General features: G+C 59.4%; 14 protein-coding genes. 8 read left to right on the top strand and 6 right to left on the bottom strand.

What is annotated here, in order from left to right; genetic code table 11:
• Positions 1–105: 105 nt before the first annotated feature.
• Both DRET_RS06215 and DRET_RS06210 read right to left on the bottom strand, forming a co-directional pair.
• The gene (locus DRET_RS06215) at positions 106–1,068 is read right to left on the bottom strand and encodes a patatin-like phospholipase family protein (protein WP_015751679.1); all 963 of its coding nucleotides are present in this window, start codon (positions 1,066–1,068) and stop codon (positions 106–108) included.
• 317 nt (positions 1,069–1,385) lie between these two features.
• On the bottom strand, positions 1,386–1,892 hold the full coding sequence (locus tag DRET_RS06210) for a peptidylprolyl isomerase (protein ID WP_015751678.1): 507 nt from the start codon (positions 1,890–1,892) through the stop codon (positions 1,386–1,388).
• A 226-nt stretch (positions 1,893–2,118) separates the two neighbouring features.
• On the opposite strand from DRET_RS06210, the gene DRET_RS06205 reads away from it, so the two are divergent.
• The 5 genes from DRET_RS06205 to DRET_RS06185 are packed head-to-tail and all read left to right on the top strand — an operon-like array spanning position 2,119 to position 7,728.
• A complete protein-coding gene (locus tag DRET_RS06205) occupies positions 2,119–2,493 on the top strand; it encodes a DUF2237 family protein (RefSeq protein WP_015751677.1) in 375 nt (124 codons plus the stop codon).
• 39 nt (positions 2,494–2,532) lie between these two features.
• Complete coding sequence (locus DRET_RS06200; RefSeq protein WP_015751676.1) at positions 2,533–3,324, top strand: DUF1295 domain-containing protein; 792 nt, start codon at positions 2,533–2,535, stop codon at positions 3,322–3,324.
• Positions 3,321–4,409 carry an SAM-dependent methyltransferase gene (locus DRET_RS06195; RefSeq protein WP_015751675.1) on the top strand — a complete coding sequence of 363 codons (1,089 nt, stop codon included), beginning with the start codon at positions 3,321–3,323 and terminating at the stop codon, positions 4,407–4,409. The genes DRET_RS06200 and DRET_RS06195 overlap by 4 nt, the downstream gene beginning before the upstream one ends.
• A complete protein-coding gene (locus DRET_RS06190; protein ID WP_015751674.1) occupies positions 4,406–5,680 on the top strand; it encodes an NAD(P)/FAD-dependent oxidoreductase in 1,275 nt (424 codons plus the stop codon). Before DRET_RS06195 ends, DRET_RS06190 begins: the two co-directional genes overlap by 4 nt.
• A complete protein-coding gene (locus tag DRET_RS06185) occupies positions 5,677–7,728 on the top strand; it encodes a DUF1365 family protein (protein WP_015751673.1) in 2,052 nt (683 codons plus the stop codon). Before DRET_RS06190 ends, DRET_RS06185 begins: the two co-directional genes overlap by 4 nt.
• A 44-nt stretch (positions 7,729–7,772) precedes the next feature.
• Here the strand turns inward: DRET_RS06185 and DRET_RS06180 are convergent, their stop codons facing one another.
• A complete protein-coding gene (locus tag DRET_RS06180; protein WP_015751672.1) occupies positions 7,773–8,519 on the bottom strand; it encodes an N-acyl homoserine lactonase family protein in 747 nt (248 codons plus the stop codon).
• 491 nt (positions 8,520–9,010) lie between these two features.
• Here DRET_RS06180 and DRET_RS06175 point away from each other — a divergent pair, with 491 nt between their 5' ends.
• Complete coding sequence (locus DRET_RS06175) at positions 9,011–10,462, top strand: catalase (RefSeq protein ID WP_015751671.1); 1,452 nt, start codon at positions 9,011–9,013, stop codon at positions 10,460–10,462.
• A 248-nt stretch (positions 10,463–10,710) separates the two neighbouring features.
• Here DRET_RS06175 and DRET_RS06170 read toward each other — a convergent pair whose 3' ends face one another.
• The 3 genes from DRET_RS06170 to DRET_RS06160 form a co-directional block, all read right to left on the bottom strand.
• Positions 10,711–11,487, bottom strand: coding sequence for an ATP-binding protein (locus tag DRET_RS06170; protein WP_015751670.1), 777 nt, complete (start codon positions 11,485–11,487; stop codon positions 10,711–10,713).
• Between the two features lie 96 nt (positions 11,488–11,583).
• The gene (cooS, locus tag DRET_RS06165) at positions 11,584–13,473 is read right to left on the bottom strand and encodes an anaerobic carbon-monoxide dehydrogenase catalytic subunit (protein WP_015751669.1); all 1,890 of its coding nucleotides are present in this window, start codon (positions 13,471–13,473) and stop codon (positions 11,584–11,586) included.
• Between the two features lie 164 nt (positions 13,474–13,637).
• The gene (locus DRET_RS06160) at positions 13,638–14,315 is read right to left on the bottom strand and encodes a Crp/Fnr family transcriptional regulator (protein ID WP_015751668.1); all 678 of its coding nucleotides are present in this window, start codon (positions 14,313–14,315) and stop codon (positions 13,638–13,640) included.
• Positions 14,316–14,356: 41 nt separating this feature from the next.
• Between DRET_RS06160 and DRET_RS13735 the strand changes: the two genes are divergently transcribed.
• Together DRET_RS13735 and DRET_RS06155 are read left to right on the top strand one after the other, a co-directional pair.
• A complete protein-coding gene (locus tag DRET_RS13735) occupies positions 14,357–14,497 on the top strand; it encodes a hypothetical protein (protein WP_015751667.1) in 141 nt (46 codons plus the stop codon).
• 90 nt (positions 14,498–14,587) lie between these two features.
• Positions 14,588–15,913, top strand: a complete 1,326-nt coding sequence (locus DRET_RS06155) for a LuxR C-terminal-related transcriptional regulator (RefSeq protein ID WP_015751666.1) — start codon at positions 14,588–14,590, stop codon at positions 15,911–15,913.
• Positions 15,914–16,037: the final 124 nt, after the last annotated feature.

Genomic DNA, 16,037 nt, shown 5'->3' with positions numbered 1-16,037 from the left:
CCAGGATGGAAGTCTTTGACCACTGTTTTTTCGTTTTTCAAACAGGACAACACTAGGTCGGCGTTTTGGAGGTTCTCAGGCGAGGCTCTCAGACAGTGGGGCTGCTCAGCGTTCCAACAAGGCGGACAGCTCCCGTTTGAGCTGGTCTTTGGCGGGTTTGGCCTGGCGGTAGATCGTGTCGACCTTGTAGAATTCCAGGGCCCTTATATCGACGATGTCTGGAACAATGGAGATATCCGGGGGATTGGCGGAGGTTTTTTCGGCCACGATGGAGTGCTGCATGATCTGGAAGGTGTTGAAGATAGTGTCCAGAAAGGACAAGTCTTTCTTGGGTGAGCGCTTTCCGGCCACGTCCACGGCAATTGTGGCCTCGCACGATGGGGCCAAAATATCATAGGGCACAGGATTCACCGCTCCGCCGTCGATCAGGACCAGGCCGTCACGCCGCACCGGGGTGAACAGGCCGGGCAAGGCCATGCTCCCCTGGACTGCTGACAGCAAAAGTCCCTTGTCAAAGACCACGGCCCGCCGCTGCCAGAAATCCGTGGCCACCACGGCCAGCGGGATGGTCAGAGCTTCGAAGCTCTCTACCCGAATCTGCTTGAAAAGAAACGATAAAAATGCGTCGCTACTGACCAGACCGCCCTGCCCCAGTTCCGGATCCAGGAACTCGATCCATTTGAAAATGTCCTTGTTCACAAAGACATCCTTCCAGGTGTCCTCTTCCCGGACCACCAATTCATTGACCACCTCGCCGATTTCCTTGGCGCTCAGTCCAGAGGCGTACAGCGCGCCAATGATCGCGCCGATGCTGCTGCCGGCGATTTTGTGGGGACGGATGCCGAGTTCGTCGAAGACTTCCAGCATGCGGATATGGGCCAGACCGTTAGCCCCGCCGGCGCCGAGGGCCAGCCCTATGGTTTTCGGAGCGGACATCGGTTCCTCCGGAGAAAGGGTGGTGTCTGGGCCCGTACCGACGGCGCGGGCAATGGTGGACTGCAGAAGGGCTCCACTGGCCGCAAGCCCTGAGCAGAGTTGGAGAAACATCCGGCGACTCATTTGGCGCATTGCATTCTCCTGATTCAGGGGTGGTTTTAGTCCTGGATGTTGAAGACGTGGAACAGGCGCACCAGCCCATCGTATTTGTTCCGGGCGACCATTTGGGGAATACATACCATCTAAGGCAGGACTTGCCCAGTTTTACCAAGGCCCATCCGGAAGTTTGTCCAACTTGTTGCGTCCCTCGGCGACGAACTCGTGGCAGTGGTCCTGTCTCCTGGACAGGCGAACTGCATCTGGAGGGCAGCGGCAAACATGTCTGTCAAAGAAGGCCAGCTTGTGGCACAGCCTGGGGCAGTTGTGACCACCGGCAGGCTCTCCGGTGTTCAGGCGAAACGCTGCACCGAGTAGAGCACAACCTCTTCCTGAGGCGCTTCAGGAAAGTCCGGCCGCGCCTTGACCACTTTCCAATTGATTTTCTTCAGCACGTCGAACCCTTCCACGAGTTCTCCGAAAACGGAGTAGCCGAAGCCTTCGTCCGTTTCGTCCCTGTGGTCCAGGGCCGTATTGTCCGCTGCATTGATAAAAAATTCGTCCCGGGCCGAATCCTTCTCCGGGGTCCGGGCCATGGCCAGTGTTCCTTTCCGGTTGGACAGACCGTTATGAGCTTCATTGGGTACCGGCTCTTTGACCGGCTTTTTGACCCAGAACCGGTCATAGCCGCCGCCCTGCACGACAAAGCCGCGCACAATACGGTGAAAGAGGGTTTCATTATAGTGGCCCTCGTCCACATAGGCCAGAAAGTTGGCCACTGTTTTTGGGGCGGCTTCAGGATAAAGCACTGCAAGCATATCCCCTTCGCTCGTTTCCAACAAAACATGTATCGAGTCCATAGCGCGTCTCCGTGTGGTGGTGCTGTACGGGCAATAGCCTGTTGCGGGCTTTTGGGAGGTACTGCAAATGGTGCCGCTGGGCAAGTCCTTCCCCGCTGCGGTGACACTATTGCCTCCAGGGAAATACCCCCCGATGCACAGCACACGGCCAAACTGGGCCTTGACATGGCCGTATAGAAAAGTGTTTAGATACTACTACGATAGACAGCTTTCCTCTGGAGGTCCTGTGACTGCTGCCAAAAATATTTACGGTAAACCGTTGCGCCCTTGCAGCTTCGGGCCGCAAACAGGCTTTTTCCGCACCGGGGGTTGCGAAACCGGTCCTCAGGACCAGGGATCGCATGTCGTCTGCGCCGAGATGACCGAGGCCTTTTTGCGCTTCACTCAGAGCAGGGGCAATGATTTGATGACCCCGGCGCCGCATTTCGGATTTCCGGGTCTCAGCCCCGGAGACCGGTGGTGTCTGTGCGCTCTGCGCTGGAGGGAAGCCCTGGAGAAGGGGGTGGCGCCGCCGGTGATCCTCGAGGCTACCAACGAAGCCGCGTTGCGCTATGTGTCCCTTGAGGACCTGGAGGCCCATGCCCTTGACGCGCGTCAATAAACCACTTTGGTCGACATTTTTGGCCAAAGGAGAAGCCAAATGAGCCTGATCGCCGTCATGCTTCTGAATCTGTTGGCTGTTCTGGCAGTCATGGGGGTGGCCTGGCTGGTCCATCTCTGGCGGGGCAAGGTCTCTGTGGTCGATGGCTTCTGGGGGCCGGGTTTCGCCGTTGTGGCATGGCTGACGTACCTGCTCACCGGGGGCACTCTGGAACGGGGCATTCTCCTCGTCGCGCTGGTCTCACTCTGGGCGGTCCGGCTGGCTGCGCATGTGACCCGTCGCAATTGGGGCAAACCGGAAGATCCGCGTTATGCCGACATGCGGGCCGATCGTCCCGAAGTGTTCTGGATCCGATCCCTGGTGACCGTTTTCGGCCTCCAGGCGGTCCTTGTCTGGATTCTCGCGTTGCCGCTGCAACTCGGCATTGCAGCCAGCGCGCCTCCGGAACTGACCTGGCTGGATCTGCTTGGGCTTTTGCTGTGGTCTTTCGGGTTCTACTGGGAGGCCGTCGGCGACGAACAACTCTACCGGTTCAAAGCCGATCCGGTTAATAAGGGGCGGATTCTGGACACAGGATTGTGGCGCTACACCCGGCATCCGAACTATTTCGGTGAGACGGTCATGTGGTGGGCGATTTTTGTCGTTGCCTGTCAGGTGCCCGGCGGCGCCTGGACAGTCATCAGTCCGCTATTACTCACTTTCTTGCTGCTTAAAGTTTCCGGTGTGACCCTGACCGAAAAGAAAATGGGCGAACGCCATTCGGAACTGGCGGCCTACAAACAGCGTGTCAGCCCCTTTTTTCCCAGGCCCCCCAAGGAGCGGAAGCGATGAGTCTTGGAACCTATCTGGCTGAAACCGGCCGTTTACCGGATTCGCTCATCCGCGCTGCCATTCGGGCCCGGCATCGGGCGGTTCTCCGCCGCGAAGATCCCGGGTCAAGTGAAGCGTGTCAGGAATTGGTGCGCACGCATCTGCGCTCAATGGCTGCCGGCCCGATTGCTGCGGCTCCCCAGGCCTCCAACCAGCAACACTATGAAGTGCCGCCCCGTTTTTTCGAAATCATGCTCGGACCGTGGATGAAATACAGCGCCTGTCTCTGGTCCGAACCGGAATTGGGCCGCATTCCCGGTCCGCAGGCTGCTGAGCGCGAACGCACCGAGTTGCAGGCAGCTGAGGAGCGGATGCTCGCCTTGAGTGCGGAACGGGCCGGTCTTCAGGACGGCATGCGGGTCCTGGATCTTGGCTGCGGTTGGGGCTCGTTCACCCTGTGGGCCGCAGAACGGTTTCCCAATAGCCGCTTCTGGGCCGTTTCCAATGCCCGTGACCAGGGCCTGCATATCCGCGAGCAGGCGGCCAAGCGGGGATTGAGCAACGTGGAGGCGTTGACCGCGGATATGAACGATTTCGCACCTCCGGCGGCGGCCGTGCCCTTTGACCGTATCGTGTCCGTAGAAATGTTTGAACACATGCGTAACTGGCAGGCCTTGTTGGCCAGAATCGCTTCCTGGCTTGCAGACGGGGGACACTTGTTTCTCCATGTCTTCACCCACCGTGAACTCGCCTATTTTTTCCGGTCCGGGCCTGGGCACTGGATGGGCGAACTTTTTTTCACCGGCGGCATGATGCCCTCGGACAGTTTGGCTCTCCACCTCCAGCAGGCGTTGGTCCTTGAAGACCATTGGCGGGTTTCAGGCCGCCACTACGCCCGGACCCTTGACGCTTGGCTGGCCTTGTTGGACGCCTCTCCTGAGGCGGCCCGGGACTGTCTGGCACCCGGAGCGGGATCCGTGGGGCCGCAACGGCAGTTGGTCCGCTGGCGGCTGTTTCTCATGGCCTGCTCGGAGTTGTTCGCGTTTGCCGGCGGCGACGAATGGCTGGTTTCCCAGTATCTCTTTTCCAAAAGGACCCCGCAATGAAGCCCCAGCATATCGCGGTCATCGGCGGCGGCGTCTCCGGCATGGTCGCCGCCCATTACCTTTCCCGGCACCACCGGGTCGATCTCATTGAAGCCCGGAACCGCCTCGGCGGCCACGCCAATACGGTGAGCATCGGCGGAAAATTTGGAGCCGACGCCGACATGCCGGTGGACACTGGTTTTATTGTCTATAACGACCGGACCTATCCCTTTTTTATCAGTTTTCTTCAGGAACTTGGCATTCAGGGCGCGGCAACGGAGATGTCCTTTTCCTATTGCGATCTCGAGCGCCGCCTGGCCTACGCCGGAACAAACCTGGCCGGCGTATTCGCCCGCTCCCGCCAGCTCCTGGATCCCCGTTTCTGGTGGTTTTTGGGCCATATCCTGCGCTTTAACCGCCGGGCGCGGTCCGATTTGGCCGCGGGCGTCCTCGACGACCTCACGCTGGCGGAGTATCTGGAGCGACTCCAGGCTTCACCACGGCTTCGACGTGACTATCTGGCCCCCATGACCCAGGCTATCTGGTCCGCCCCCGAAGCCGATGCCCTGGACGCCCCGGCGGCCTCGTTTATCCGGTTTTTTGAGAACCACGGCCTGCTGGATCCGGCGCAGATGCCACAATGGCGGTATATCAAAGGCGGCAGCACTACCTATGTTCAGGCCTTTGCCGACCAGTTCCCGGGACGTATCCGGCTGGGGCTACCGGTGCGCTCGGTGCAGCGCGACACGGGAACTGCCCCACTGATCCGGTACGACGGTGGGGAGGCCCGGTATGACGCCGTGGTCATCGCGGTCCACGCCGATCAGGCCCTGGCTTTGCTGGAAGATGCGGACGATGCCGAGCAGGCTGCCCTCGGGGAGTGGCGATATTCCCGAAACCGGGCCGTCTTGCATTGTGACCCCGCCCATATGCCACCCTACAAACGGGCCTGGGCCTGCTGGAATGTCCTGCGCCAGCCTGCAACAACCGCCAGGCAGCCGGTGCAGGTGACCTATTGGATGAACCGCCTCCAACGTTTCTCGGCCCACGCCCCCTGGTTGCTCAGCCTCAACCCTTCTCCGGACGTCGCAGCGGAGAAAATCGCCTATGCAACCGAATACGCCCACCCGGTGTACACCAAGGCATCGACAGCGTCCCAGGAATTGCTGCCCGGCGTGTCCGGACGGCGAGAGACGTATTTCTGCGGCAGTTATCACGGCTACGGTTTCCACGAGGACGGGGCCCGCTCCGGAGCGCTGGTGGCCCGCAACTATTTCGGGATAGATCTGTGACCTTCTCGCGCCTGTATACCGCCTTGTTGCGCCATGAGCGCAGCACGACCGCGTCCCACGCTTTTACCTACAAAGTCCCGGTCTTTGTTTTTGATCTCGCCGAACTCGACCACGACCGGCTGGAGAACGTGCTTTTCGCCCGCCACCGCGCTTCGGGCAAGGCACAACGTTGTTCCCGGGCGCGGCACCGGCTCTTGTCCGTTGAGGAATCCGATTATCTCTACCCCGGGCCCCAGTCGCTTCGGACCAAGCTGGCCCGCGCTCTGAGCGCCGGGGGGCTGGAGCCGGAACTGGCCTGGCAACGGGTCTGGTTGGTGACCTCGGCCCGCTTCTGCGGCCGGATCTTCAATCCCGTTAATTTCTGGATCATCACCGGCGGAGCCCGACCGGCCTCATGCCTGGCGGTGGTCGTCGAGGTCAACAACACCTTTGGCGAAAAACACCTTTATGTCCTGGGTGACGGTGCCGAGCAGCCCTTCCCGGCCCGCTTTTCCGCTCCTAAGAGGTTCCACGTCTCTCCGTTTAACGATATGCAGGGCGACTACGTTTTTCTCATCGGTGATCCGGAATGGGGTGTGGACATCTGTATCGATCTCCAGCGCGACGAGCGCCGAGTCCTTCAGGCCCGGCTGTGGTCCGAAGCACGCGGGAGGCCGGTGCGCAGTCTGCCCTTGGCGGCCTTTCTTCTCCACCCCCATCGCGTGCTGACCTATCCGCGTATTTTGCGCCAGGCAGCCAGTCTCTATTTTCGACGCCGCCTGCCCGTGCACCGTAAACCAGAACCGAGCAGCCCGATGACCATTCGTACTGCGTCCCGTGGCAGACCGGACCTCATGGCTCGGCTGATGCGACGGATCCTGAGCCTGGTGTTGCGAAATATCCGGTTCGGCCGGCTGCATTTGATCCATCCGGATCAGACCGAGGAACGTTTCGAGGGATCACAGCAGGGTCCCGACGTCTGCCTGCGGGTGACTGACAACCGCTTCTATCGCCGTCTGGCTGCGAGCGCGGATATCGGCTTCGGGGAGGCCTATACCGAAGGGTGGTGGGAAACGTCAGAGCTGACCGAAGTGATCCGGTTTTTTATCCTCAATCGCGAGCAGATCCGCTTGTCGCAGACGCTGCACCTTCCCGACCGCCTGGTGGCGTTTGCCGGAAAGCTCCGTCGCCTGGGAGGGCGGCGCAATACCCGCAGCGGCGCCAGAGACAACATCCTGGCCCATTACGATCTGGGCGACACCTTGTTCGCGACCTTTCTCGACCCGAGCATGGCTTATTCCTGCGCCTGGTTCGAAAGGCCTGACTTCAGCTTGAGCGAGGCTCAGGAAGCCAAATACCGCCGCGTGTGCGAGCGTCTGGAACTGAAGCCCGGTGACCGGGTTTTGGAGATCGGGTGCGGCTGGGGCGGCTTCGCCCTTTTCGCTGCCCGCCACTACGGCTGCCGGGTCGACGGGGTGACCATCTCCGACAATCAATACTCTTTTGCCTGCAACGCGGCCCGGGATCTGGGCCTCACCCATCTGGTCGCCTTTTATCGTATGGATTACCGGGATATCGAGAACAGGTATGACAAGATTGTTTCCATTGAGATGTTCGAGGCCGTTGGCCACGCCTACCACAAAGCGTTTTTCGCCGCTCTGGATCGGCTGCTGGTCCCCGAGGGGCAGGTCTTTCTCCAATTCATCGCCATCTACGACCAGCGCTACGAGGCCTACCTCAGGGAGGGCGACTGGATTCGCAAGCATATCTTTCCCGGTGGTCTGCTCCCCTCTTTGGCGCGAACCCTGGAGGCCATGCGCGACGCCAGCGGATTCACCGTGCGCTGGCTCGATGCCATTGGCCCGCATTACGCCAGGACATTGCACTTGTGGCGGGACAATTTCCTGGCCTGCAGCGACAAGCTCGAGGCCTTAGGGTACGACGCGGTGTTCCGCCGCACCTGGGCGCTGTATTTTGCGTATTGCGAGGCCGGATTCGCCACCCGGGTCATCGATGACTATCAGATGCTCCTGGCCCGGCCCGAAGGGACTGCGCCCAAGTCGCGCTGAGCGGTGCTTATCCTTTCAAACAGGCGACCGCTACCAAACCGGTATTACTCCGGGATCGGCCGCATATCCGCAAATTTCGGTTCGTGGACGGGGATCAGGATATCGGCTTCTTCCTTGACCCGGCACAAGTCTGCATACGCCTGGTAGGCGTTGACCACTGTGCCCGGCGGAATGACCTCCATTTCCATGCCCCGGATCTCTGGCGGTGGATAAAAGTTCTCCTCAATCACGCAAAAACCGGTGATGATCGCTGTCCCGGCGGCGGTGGCAATACAGACGCTCAGGCCGCCTTCGGTGTGTGCGGGCGTGTGCATAACCCGAATGCCGGGCACGATTTCCTGATCGCCGGTGATGGTCCGGATCTGGCCATTCTCCTCCACTTCTTCAATAAAGTCCTCAAGATAACGAAAATCTAGGGGATGGGGGTTGTGGATCCTTTCCAATTCCTTCTCGTGGCAATAGATCGTCGCCCGGCTGCATTTGGCGTCGTTTTCGCAATGATCGGTGTGCAGGTGGGTATGCAGGACCAGATCGATATCCGCCGGGGTCAGATTGTGGCGGGCCAGACCCTGTTCCAGGGTCAAGATTTCGCCCTGGATGGCCTCCTCCCGGGCCGCGGACTGGATAGGGTGCATTTCCCCAGTATCCACGAGGATATTCTGCTCTCCGCCCTGGATATACCACGCATAAATGGGGATGGTGTACTCCCGTCCGTAGCCGTGCTGGTAGGTCATCATTCCTTTGTCAAAAACTTTGCTGCCGACGACCAACGGGTGGATGGTGTAGATCATGGGCGTTCCTCCACGTTTGGATCCAGTGTGCAGTGTGGTTGGAGTGTGTTGTATGTTCTACACCTGTTTGCCGACCCCTGCCAAGGGCCTCAGTTTCGATCGCCCTGACAATGGTGTACGGAAAAGCGTTGACTTTGGTTTTTGAGAATAATAATTTATCCTAAGTACGAGACTCCGGGATGGACGCAGTTCCCGCGGGTTCCGGAATTGGTGGACTAAGTGCGCAATTCCGTGCCAGCCCAGTGCAGGAAGGTCTGAACATCCGGACCTAGCGGCCCGTGTGTTTGAGCCGAACCTCAACCCGCTTTGAGCAAAAGCGCACATCTTGTCTTGAAATGCACCCGGTTTTTTGTGATTTTGCATCCTAGAAATCCAGGCCAACTTGGCCGGTAGCGTTCGGACGCGTGAGCGCGCTTTCTGAATGCTGGCCCTGAATCGCCCTTTGCGCATTCAGAGCACTACGTAACCCTATAAATTCAAGGGGGACTTTCATGACCAACGACACGCGCAAACCCACAACCAATGATGCCGGCATACCGGTCTCCAGCGACGAACACTCCCTGAGCGTCGGTCCTGACGGGCCAATCCTGCTCCAGGACCACTACCTCATGGAGCAGATGGCCAATTTCAACCGGGAGATGATTCCTGATCGTCAGCCCCACGCCAAAGGCTCCGGGGCTTTCGGTCAGTTCGAGGTCACCCAGGATGTGAGCGCGTACACCAAAGCGGCCGTGTTCCAACCGGGGACCACAACAGACGTTCTGGCCCGGTTTTCCACAGTGGCTGGTGAATCCGGGAGCCCGGACACCTGGCGGGACGTCCGCGGCTTTGCCCTCAAATTTTACACCACCGAGGGCAACTACGACATGGTTGGCAACAACACCCCTGTCTTTTTTATCCGCGACCCCATGAAGTTCCAGCACTTCATCCACTCCCAGAAACGCCGGGCCGACAGCGGCTTGCGCGACCACGACATGCAGTGGGACTTCTGGACCCAGTCGCCGGAATCCGCCCACCAAGTGACCATCCTCATGAGCGATCGCGGCGTGCCCAAGACCTATCGGCATATGAATGGCTACACGAGCCATACCTATATGTGGGTCAATGCCAAGGGCGAAAAATTCTGGGTCAAATACCACTTCAAGACCGATCAGGGGATCGATTTCCTCACGGATGAGGAAGCTGATCGCATGGCAGGCGACGACCCCGACTACCACCGCCGCGACCTCTTTGAAGCCATCAAGCGTGGTGAGAACCCCAGTTGGACCCTCAAAGTGCAGATTATGCCGTTTGAGGACGCCAAGACCTACCGCTTCAATCCCTTTGATCTGACCAAGGTCTGGCCCCACAACGACTATCCGCTGCATGAGGTCGGACGGCTGACCCTGAATCGCAATCCCAACGATTTCCATACCGAAATCGAACAGGCGGCCTTTGAGCCGAATAATCTCGTGCCCGGCATCGGGCCGAGTCCGGATAAAATGTTGCTGGCCCGTCTGATCTCCTACGCCGACGCCCACCGCGCCCGGCTCGGGGTCAACTACAAGCAGATTCCGGTCAACCGCCCCATTGCCCCCGTGCAGAGCTACAGCAAGGGCGGGGCCATGCGCATGGACAATGTCTCAGACCCTGTCTATGCCCCGAATACCAAGGGCGGGCCCAAGGCCGACCCTGAGCGCTACCCCGAATCGGCGACCTGGTCGGCCGACGGCGAATTTGTCCGCGCCGCCTATACACTGCGCCAAGACGATGACGATTTCGGCCAGCCGGGAACATTGGTGCGTGAGGTCATGGATGATGCCCAGCGCGAACGGCTGGTGTCCAACGTGGTCGGACACTTGAAGAAAGGGGTCTCTGAGCCAGTTCTGCAAAAGGCTTTGGAATACTGGAAAAACATCGACACCGAGATCGGTGCTCGGATTGAGAAAGGCGTGCGCAGCTAGCGCGCGCCGCTGATGCCGTCCAGTCGCCCCTCGTTGGGGCGACTGCCGCGCCTTACAAACAACGCCCTCCCAGGAAGTCCCGGGAGGGCGTTGTTTGTGGGGAGGTGCATGGGCGGCTTCGCGAAGATGCAGGACATGGCCGTTTGTCGCGGTGGCAGGCCGCAGCGGTTCTTGGAAGGTGCCCAATCTGGGACACAAAGGTGTGACGAGGCCGGAGCCTGGTCACAAAGAAAACCGTTCCGAGAGGATCATGCCGAATGGTTCCTGAGTTCCAGAACGAATTCGGCCAAAGCCGCGTCCACGCGGTCCTGATCCGCCAGACCGAGTACGTTGCCGTCGGTGAGCTGCTGCTGCACCAGCCCCGGCAGGACCGGGAGCGACAGCCGCGCTTGCGGCAGATTCGCCATGTCCGGCAATTGGATGCCCATCGGGGCGCGGTTGAGCACCAGGGTCTGCTGCGCCAGGCCGAGGTCCATGGCCATACGCGCAATCTGTCCAGCCACTTCCAGGCTGCGCCGGCTCGGTTCGCTGACCACCGCCAGGTGATCCACCGCCGCCACAGTGCCCCGGCCAAGATGCTCCACGCCGGCCTCCAGGTCCACCAGAACCCAGTCATGGGGAGAAAGCATCAGGTGAGCCAGAACACTTTTTAAAAGCGCGTTGGCATGACAGGCGCACCCGCCGCCGGCGCCGGCAATGGAACCCATGAGCAACAAGCGTTTGGTCCCCGGGCGAATGGCGTCCCCGCCCAGGGGGACGTCCACGGCCAACTGGTCCGGCAGATCGGCCACGTCCGGATTGAGGGCCAGCATGCCGGAGCCAATGCGCTCTTGGACGAGATCTTCGCGCTGCACCAGGGGGGTGGGTAACTCCTGCGGCTCGAGTCCACACGCCTGCCCCAGGGACAGGGCGGTGTCCGCGTCCACCATCCAGACGTTGGCCCCGTTGCGGGCCAGGTAATCCGCCAGCCAGGCCGTGAACGTGGTTTTCCCTACCCCACCTTTACCGGCAATCGCGATTTTCATTGGCTGTCTCCCCCGTATTCAACTTTTTTTTTGAAGGATGTCGGCTCCGCACAGCTGGTGCGGGGCCTCGCCACGAAATGCACGCTGAGGCCGCGATCACTCGGACAATCCCAGCCCTTTTCGCTTCTCCCGTATCCGGGCGTCGATCATGTCCGCCGCCTCAAACGGATCTGGAGAAACACCAAACGCGGCACCGACCACATCGTTGAGTCCGTTCAGGGCCAGATCGGTAACCATCTGACTCCCCTGGATGTTCGGTGGGAGCCCTAGATGGGTGTAGATCCCGCTGGCCACGGCATAGAGGCCGATAGCCGCGGCTTTTTCCGAATACCATTCCGGGGCCGAGGCGGCCACAGGCAGATCGCTGATGTCCACGCCAAGGGCGTTGGCCAGCACACCGCACAGATGCAGGATGCGGGCGTTGTCGACACAACTGCCGACATGCAGTACCGGGGGGATGCCGAGGGATTGGCAGACGGACTGCAACCCGGAGCCGGCTTCTCCGGCGGCATCCGGCATGAGCAGACCAGCCTTGCCCAAAGCGACAGTGGCGCAGCCGGTGGCCAAAACCAGGACATCTTTCTTGATCAGCTCCCGGGCCAGATTGACGTGGCAATGGTCGTGCTTGAGTTTGGGATTGTTGCAACCGACGATTCCCACGACGCCGCGGACACTTCCGTTCTTGAGCGCATCGAGAAGCGGGTCAGGAGTGCCGCCCAGGGCCTCCAGGATGGCCTCGTTGGAAAAACCGGTGGTCAGCTGCATCGGTCCCTCCGGGATCTCCACCCGCTGCGGATCCCGATTGCGGTAGGCCTCAATGGCCATGCGGACCACGTTTCTGGCTTGCTCTATCGCATTGGTGTACGTGAATTCGACATGGGTGGCGCCCGTAAAATGAGCCTTTTCCGAGGTGGAGACGAATTGGGTGTGATAACATCCGGCGATCGTCACCAGACTGGGCATGATGCATTGATAATCCACGACCATGAGTTCCACCGCCCCGGTGATGAGCGCGAGTTCGGTCATGAGGTGATTGCCAGCCATGGGCACGCCCTGACGCATGAGCAGTTCGTTGCCCGTGCAACAGAGTCCGGCGAGGTTAATCCCTGCAGCGCCCGCATCCCGGGCCTCCTGAAGAAGATCCGGGTCCTGGACTGCGGTCAAGAGCATTTCAGAAACAATGGGGCTGTGGCCGTGGACCAGAATATTGATCTGGTCTTCTTTGAGAACGCTGAGATTGGCTGTGGATTGGCGGGGTTGCGGGGTGCCGAACAAGGTGTCTGACAGTTCGGTGGCGATCATGGAGCCGCCCCAGCCGTCGGTCAAAGCCACGCGGGCCGAGTGCAGGCAAATGCTTGTGGCGTCGCTGTCCACCCCCATGTGGGTGCGGTGCATCATCTCCACCACGTCCCGATCCACGCCGCGTGGGGTGATTCCGGTTTCCTCCCAGACACGGCGCCGTTTTTCCGGGGCCCGGGCCGCGAAACTGACCCCGTTGCGGCGAAAACTGTAGTCGTCCATAAAGACCTCGGCCAGTGCGGCTGCGGTCTCCTGGACTGATTTGTCCCCGTGCTCTACGCCGACTTCATCGGCCAAGCGACGGAGTTTGTCTTCGTCGCGTACGGCATAATCAGTGGTCTTTCCCTGCCCCACAGCTTCGAGTACCTCGACGAGATCCCGCCCGTGGTCAGAGTGCGAGGCCGCCCCTGCGGCAATGAAGCGGCCGAAATTGCGGGCCACGGTCAGATCCGCACCTGCGCCACAGACCCCCCGTTGTTTTTTGCCGTTGTCTTTGGGGTTGATACGGCAAGGCCCCATCACGCATTTCTGACAGGTCAACCCTTGTTCGCAAAAAGTGCAATGCGGGGTCTGCTCCTCCAGGCGATCCCAAACCGTTTCCACTCCTTCTCGCTGGGCTTTGGCGATCATTCGTTGCGCGTCTTCCCAGAGACTCAACTCTTCGATACTCCGCTTTTCCTTACTCATACAGCCTCCTTGGCATTTAGGGCTCCGGGTCTTGAGACCATTGGAAACGACTCTGCCGTGCTGGGAGATTGGTGTCTGTCAGCTGGCTGACAAATTGTACGAAGTTTCTCGAAACGTCACTGCGTCAACCCATCGCTGGGGCACGTGGTGGAGGGTCCCTGGAATTATTTCTCCATTGACGAAGCGGCAATGGGACAACAGGCGGCCAGGGCTTCCGGGTCCCGGACCCGGAAGGCACCGCGGCCAAGCTTTTCTATGAGCCCTCGGCGCTCCAATTCATTGAGGTGTGTGGAGACGGTCTGTCTCGAGGAGCCGACAATCGAGGCCATTTGTTCAATGGTCAACCCCATTTCGACGCAGTAGCCTGTTCCATCGAAGGAGCCGTTGCGGCGGACTTCGTAGACGAGGAGTTCTGCAAGCCGGCAGGTGATGTCTTTGAAGGCCAATCCTTCGATAATTGTGAATGTCTGGCCGAGCATTTCGCCCAGCACCCGCAATACGGCACCCCCCAATTGGGGCGTTTCCTGCAGCCAGGTCTGAAAGCGGCTGGTTGCTATAAAATGCAGCACTGTGGGGTCCAGGGTGGTGATCAAGGTTCGGGGGTGGGTACTGTAGATATCGCCCGGACGCAGATGCGCAAGGGTGAATTCTTTTTCCCCGTAGCCGAGGTAGACTCGCAAGCGGCCGGATTCGACAACGAAAATTGAATTCGGTTCCCGTGGGCCGTCGGAAACCATGCTTCCCGCCGGGAAGCGCACGGTGTGCAATTGGTTTCGCAAATGGGTGTATTCCGGTTGGCGCAGGAGGTGCAGAATATCGGTATCCGAAAAATGGGTGCGCATAACTGGTCCTCTCGAAAACGCGGGGATTGCGGAACGGAAAAATGCGTATCAAGACCCCAACCAAGCACATTGTCGCCTGGAAGAAAAGGCGGCTCATGGGCGGATCTGCCTCCAAAACCACCCCCATGGCTGGACAGCTCCGGGGATTTGTGGTTGGTGGAAGTATTGAAGACCGCCCTTGAAAGGAGGAGATTTCAGTCCCAGAAACGGTGTCTCCCTGAAATGGTGGCGGACCCTGTATCCTTCTGTCGACCCCTCTAAAGGAAGAACGCATGCCCCTTGCTGTCCTCCAGACCGTCCAACAGCGCGTGGACGATTTTCTGGTCAAATGGAAAACGAACATGGACCGGGCCGGTTACCTCGAATCGACCACCGCCAAACGGGAGGACTGCATCCTCTCCTTCCAATGGTTTCTCGATCCGCTATGTGCCGCTGTGGCAGATGCCGGCCCATCTGTGGATTTTTATGCCCTGGTCCACGATACCTCTGGCTGGGCGGACAAAATCCTGGCCACCTCTCGGCGACATCGGTTCCGCGGCCTGAGCGCGGCCATGTTTTTCGGGTGTTTCAAGACCCTGGTCCTTGCTGTGGAGGAAATGGTCCATGAAACGAGCTATTCCACGGCCCAAAAAATGGAGGCGGTCCAGATCCTGCGCTCTTGGGCCGATGCCCTGGAAACCCACATTGTCAATGATTGGACGACCCTGAGCCAACGCGAAGCCGATGAGCGGCTGGACATTTCCAACCGGCATTTGACCCTGGAGAAAAACAAATATGAAAATATCCTGGCGATCATCTCCGAGTTGGTCGTCGTGGTTGATGCGCATGGGGCCATTATTGAATTCAACCGCACAGCGGCGGAGCACCTCACTTTGGAACAGATCGAAGGCAGCCCGGTCTGGGAGGTTCTCGGTCTGGACGTCGACAACATGGAAGAATTGGTCCGCACCTATCCCGCCGAATACGGCCATGAAATCGAAACCAGCTTTGCTCCGTATTTTTTTGAACTCCACCTCGCCCCCCTGCAGCGCATCAGTCTCGCTTCAATGAGTTATCTCTTGGCCCTGCGCGATATCAGCCCCCATGTCCGACAGCGGGAAATCCTGGAAAACCAGGTCCACGCCCGGACCACTGATCTGGAAAAAGAAAAAGCGCAGTTGGAAGAGATGAATATCACCCTGCGCCAGGTCCTGAAAAACATTGACAGTGAACTGGACAAACACAAGGCGGATATTGCCCGCCGGGTGGAGACTACACTGCTTCCGGCCGTACAGCGACTGCGCAGCGAAGCCGGGACCTCGCTCTCCCAGGACCATTTGCATATCCTCGAAGATCAGCTTCTGGCCCTGTACGCGGAGGCCCCTGGCGGGCACGCTGATCCCTTACTCCTCAAACTCTCCCCTACCGAAATGAAGGTTTGCCGGCATATTCAGGTCGGACACTCGACGAAGGCCATTGCCAAGGCGTTGCATCTCTCTGAGGGAACCGTGCAGTCTCACCGGAAGAGTATTCGCAAGAAGCTGAAAATACAGAATAAAAACGTTAATTTATACACATATCTCCAGGATCGGGGGCAGGCTTCGGGTGCCCCTGCTTGAAGGCAGTGGGGAGGGATATATCCCCAATAAATCTCCAATGCGTCACCTTCCCTTCTATTCCCTTTTTCCATAATATGAATCTATAATTGGATCTCCAGGCGATTGTCCGTCAGGGACTATCCCC

Origin of the sequence: Desulfohalobium retbaense DSM 5692 (genome assembly GCF_000024325.1) — a bacterium.
GTDB classification, from domain to species: domain Bacteria; phylum Desulfobacterota; class Desulfovibrionia; order Desulfovibrionales; family Desulfohalobiaceae; genus Desulfohalobium; species Desulfohalobium retbaense.
The sequence above is the reverse complement of the archived record's forward strand: the minus strand, read 5'-3'. Positions and strand labels throughout refer to the sequence as shown.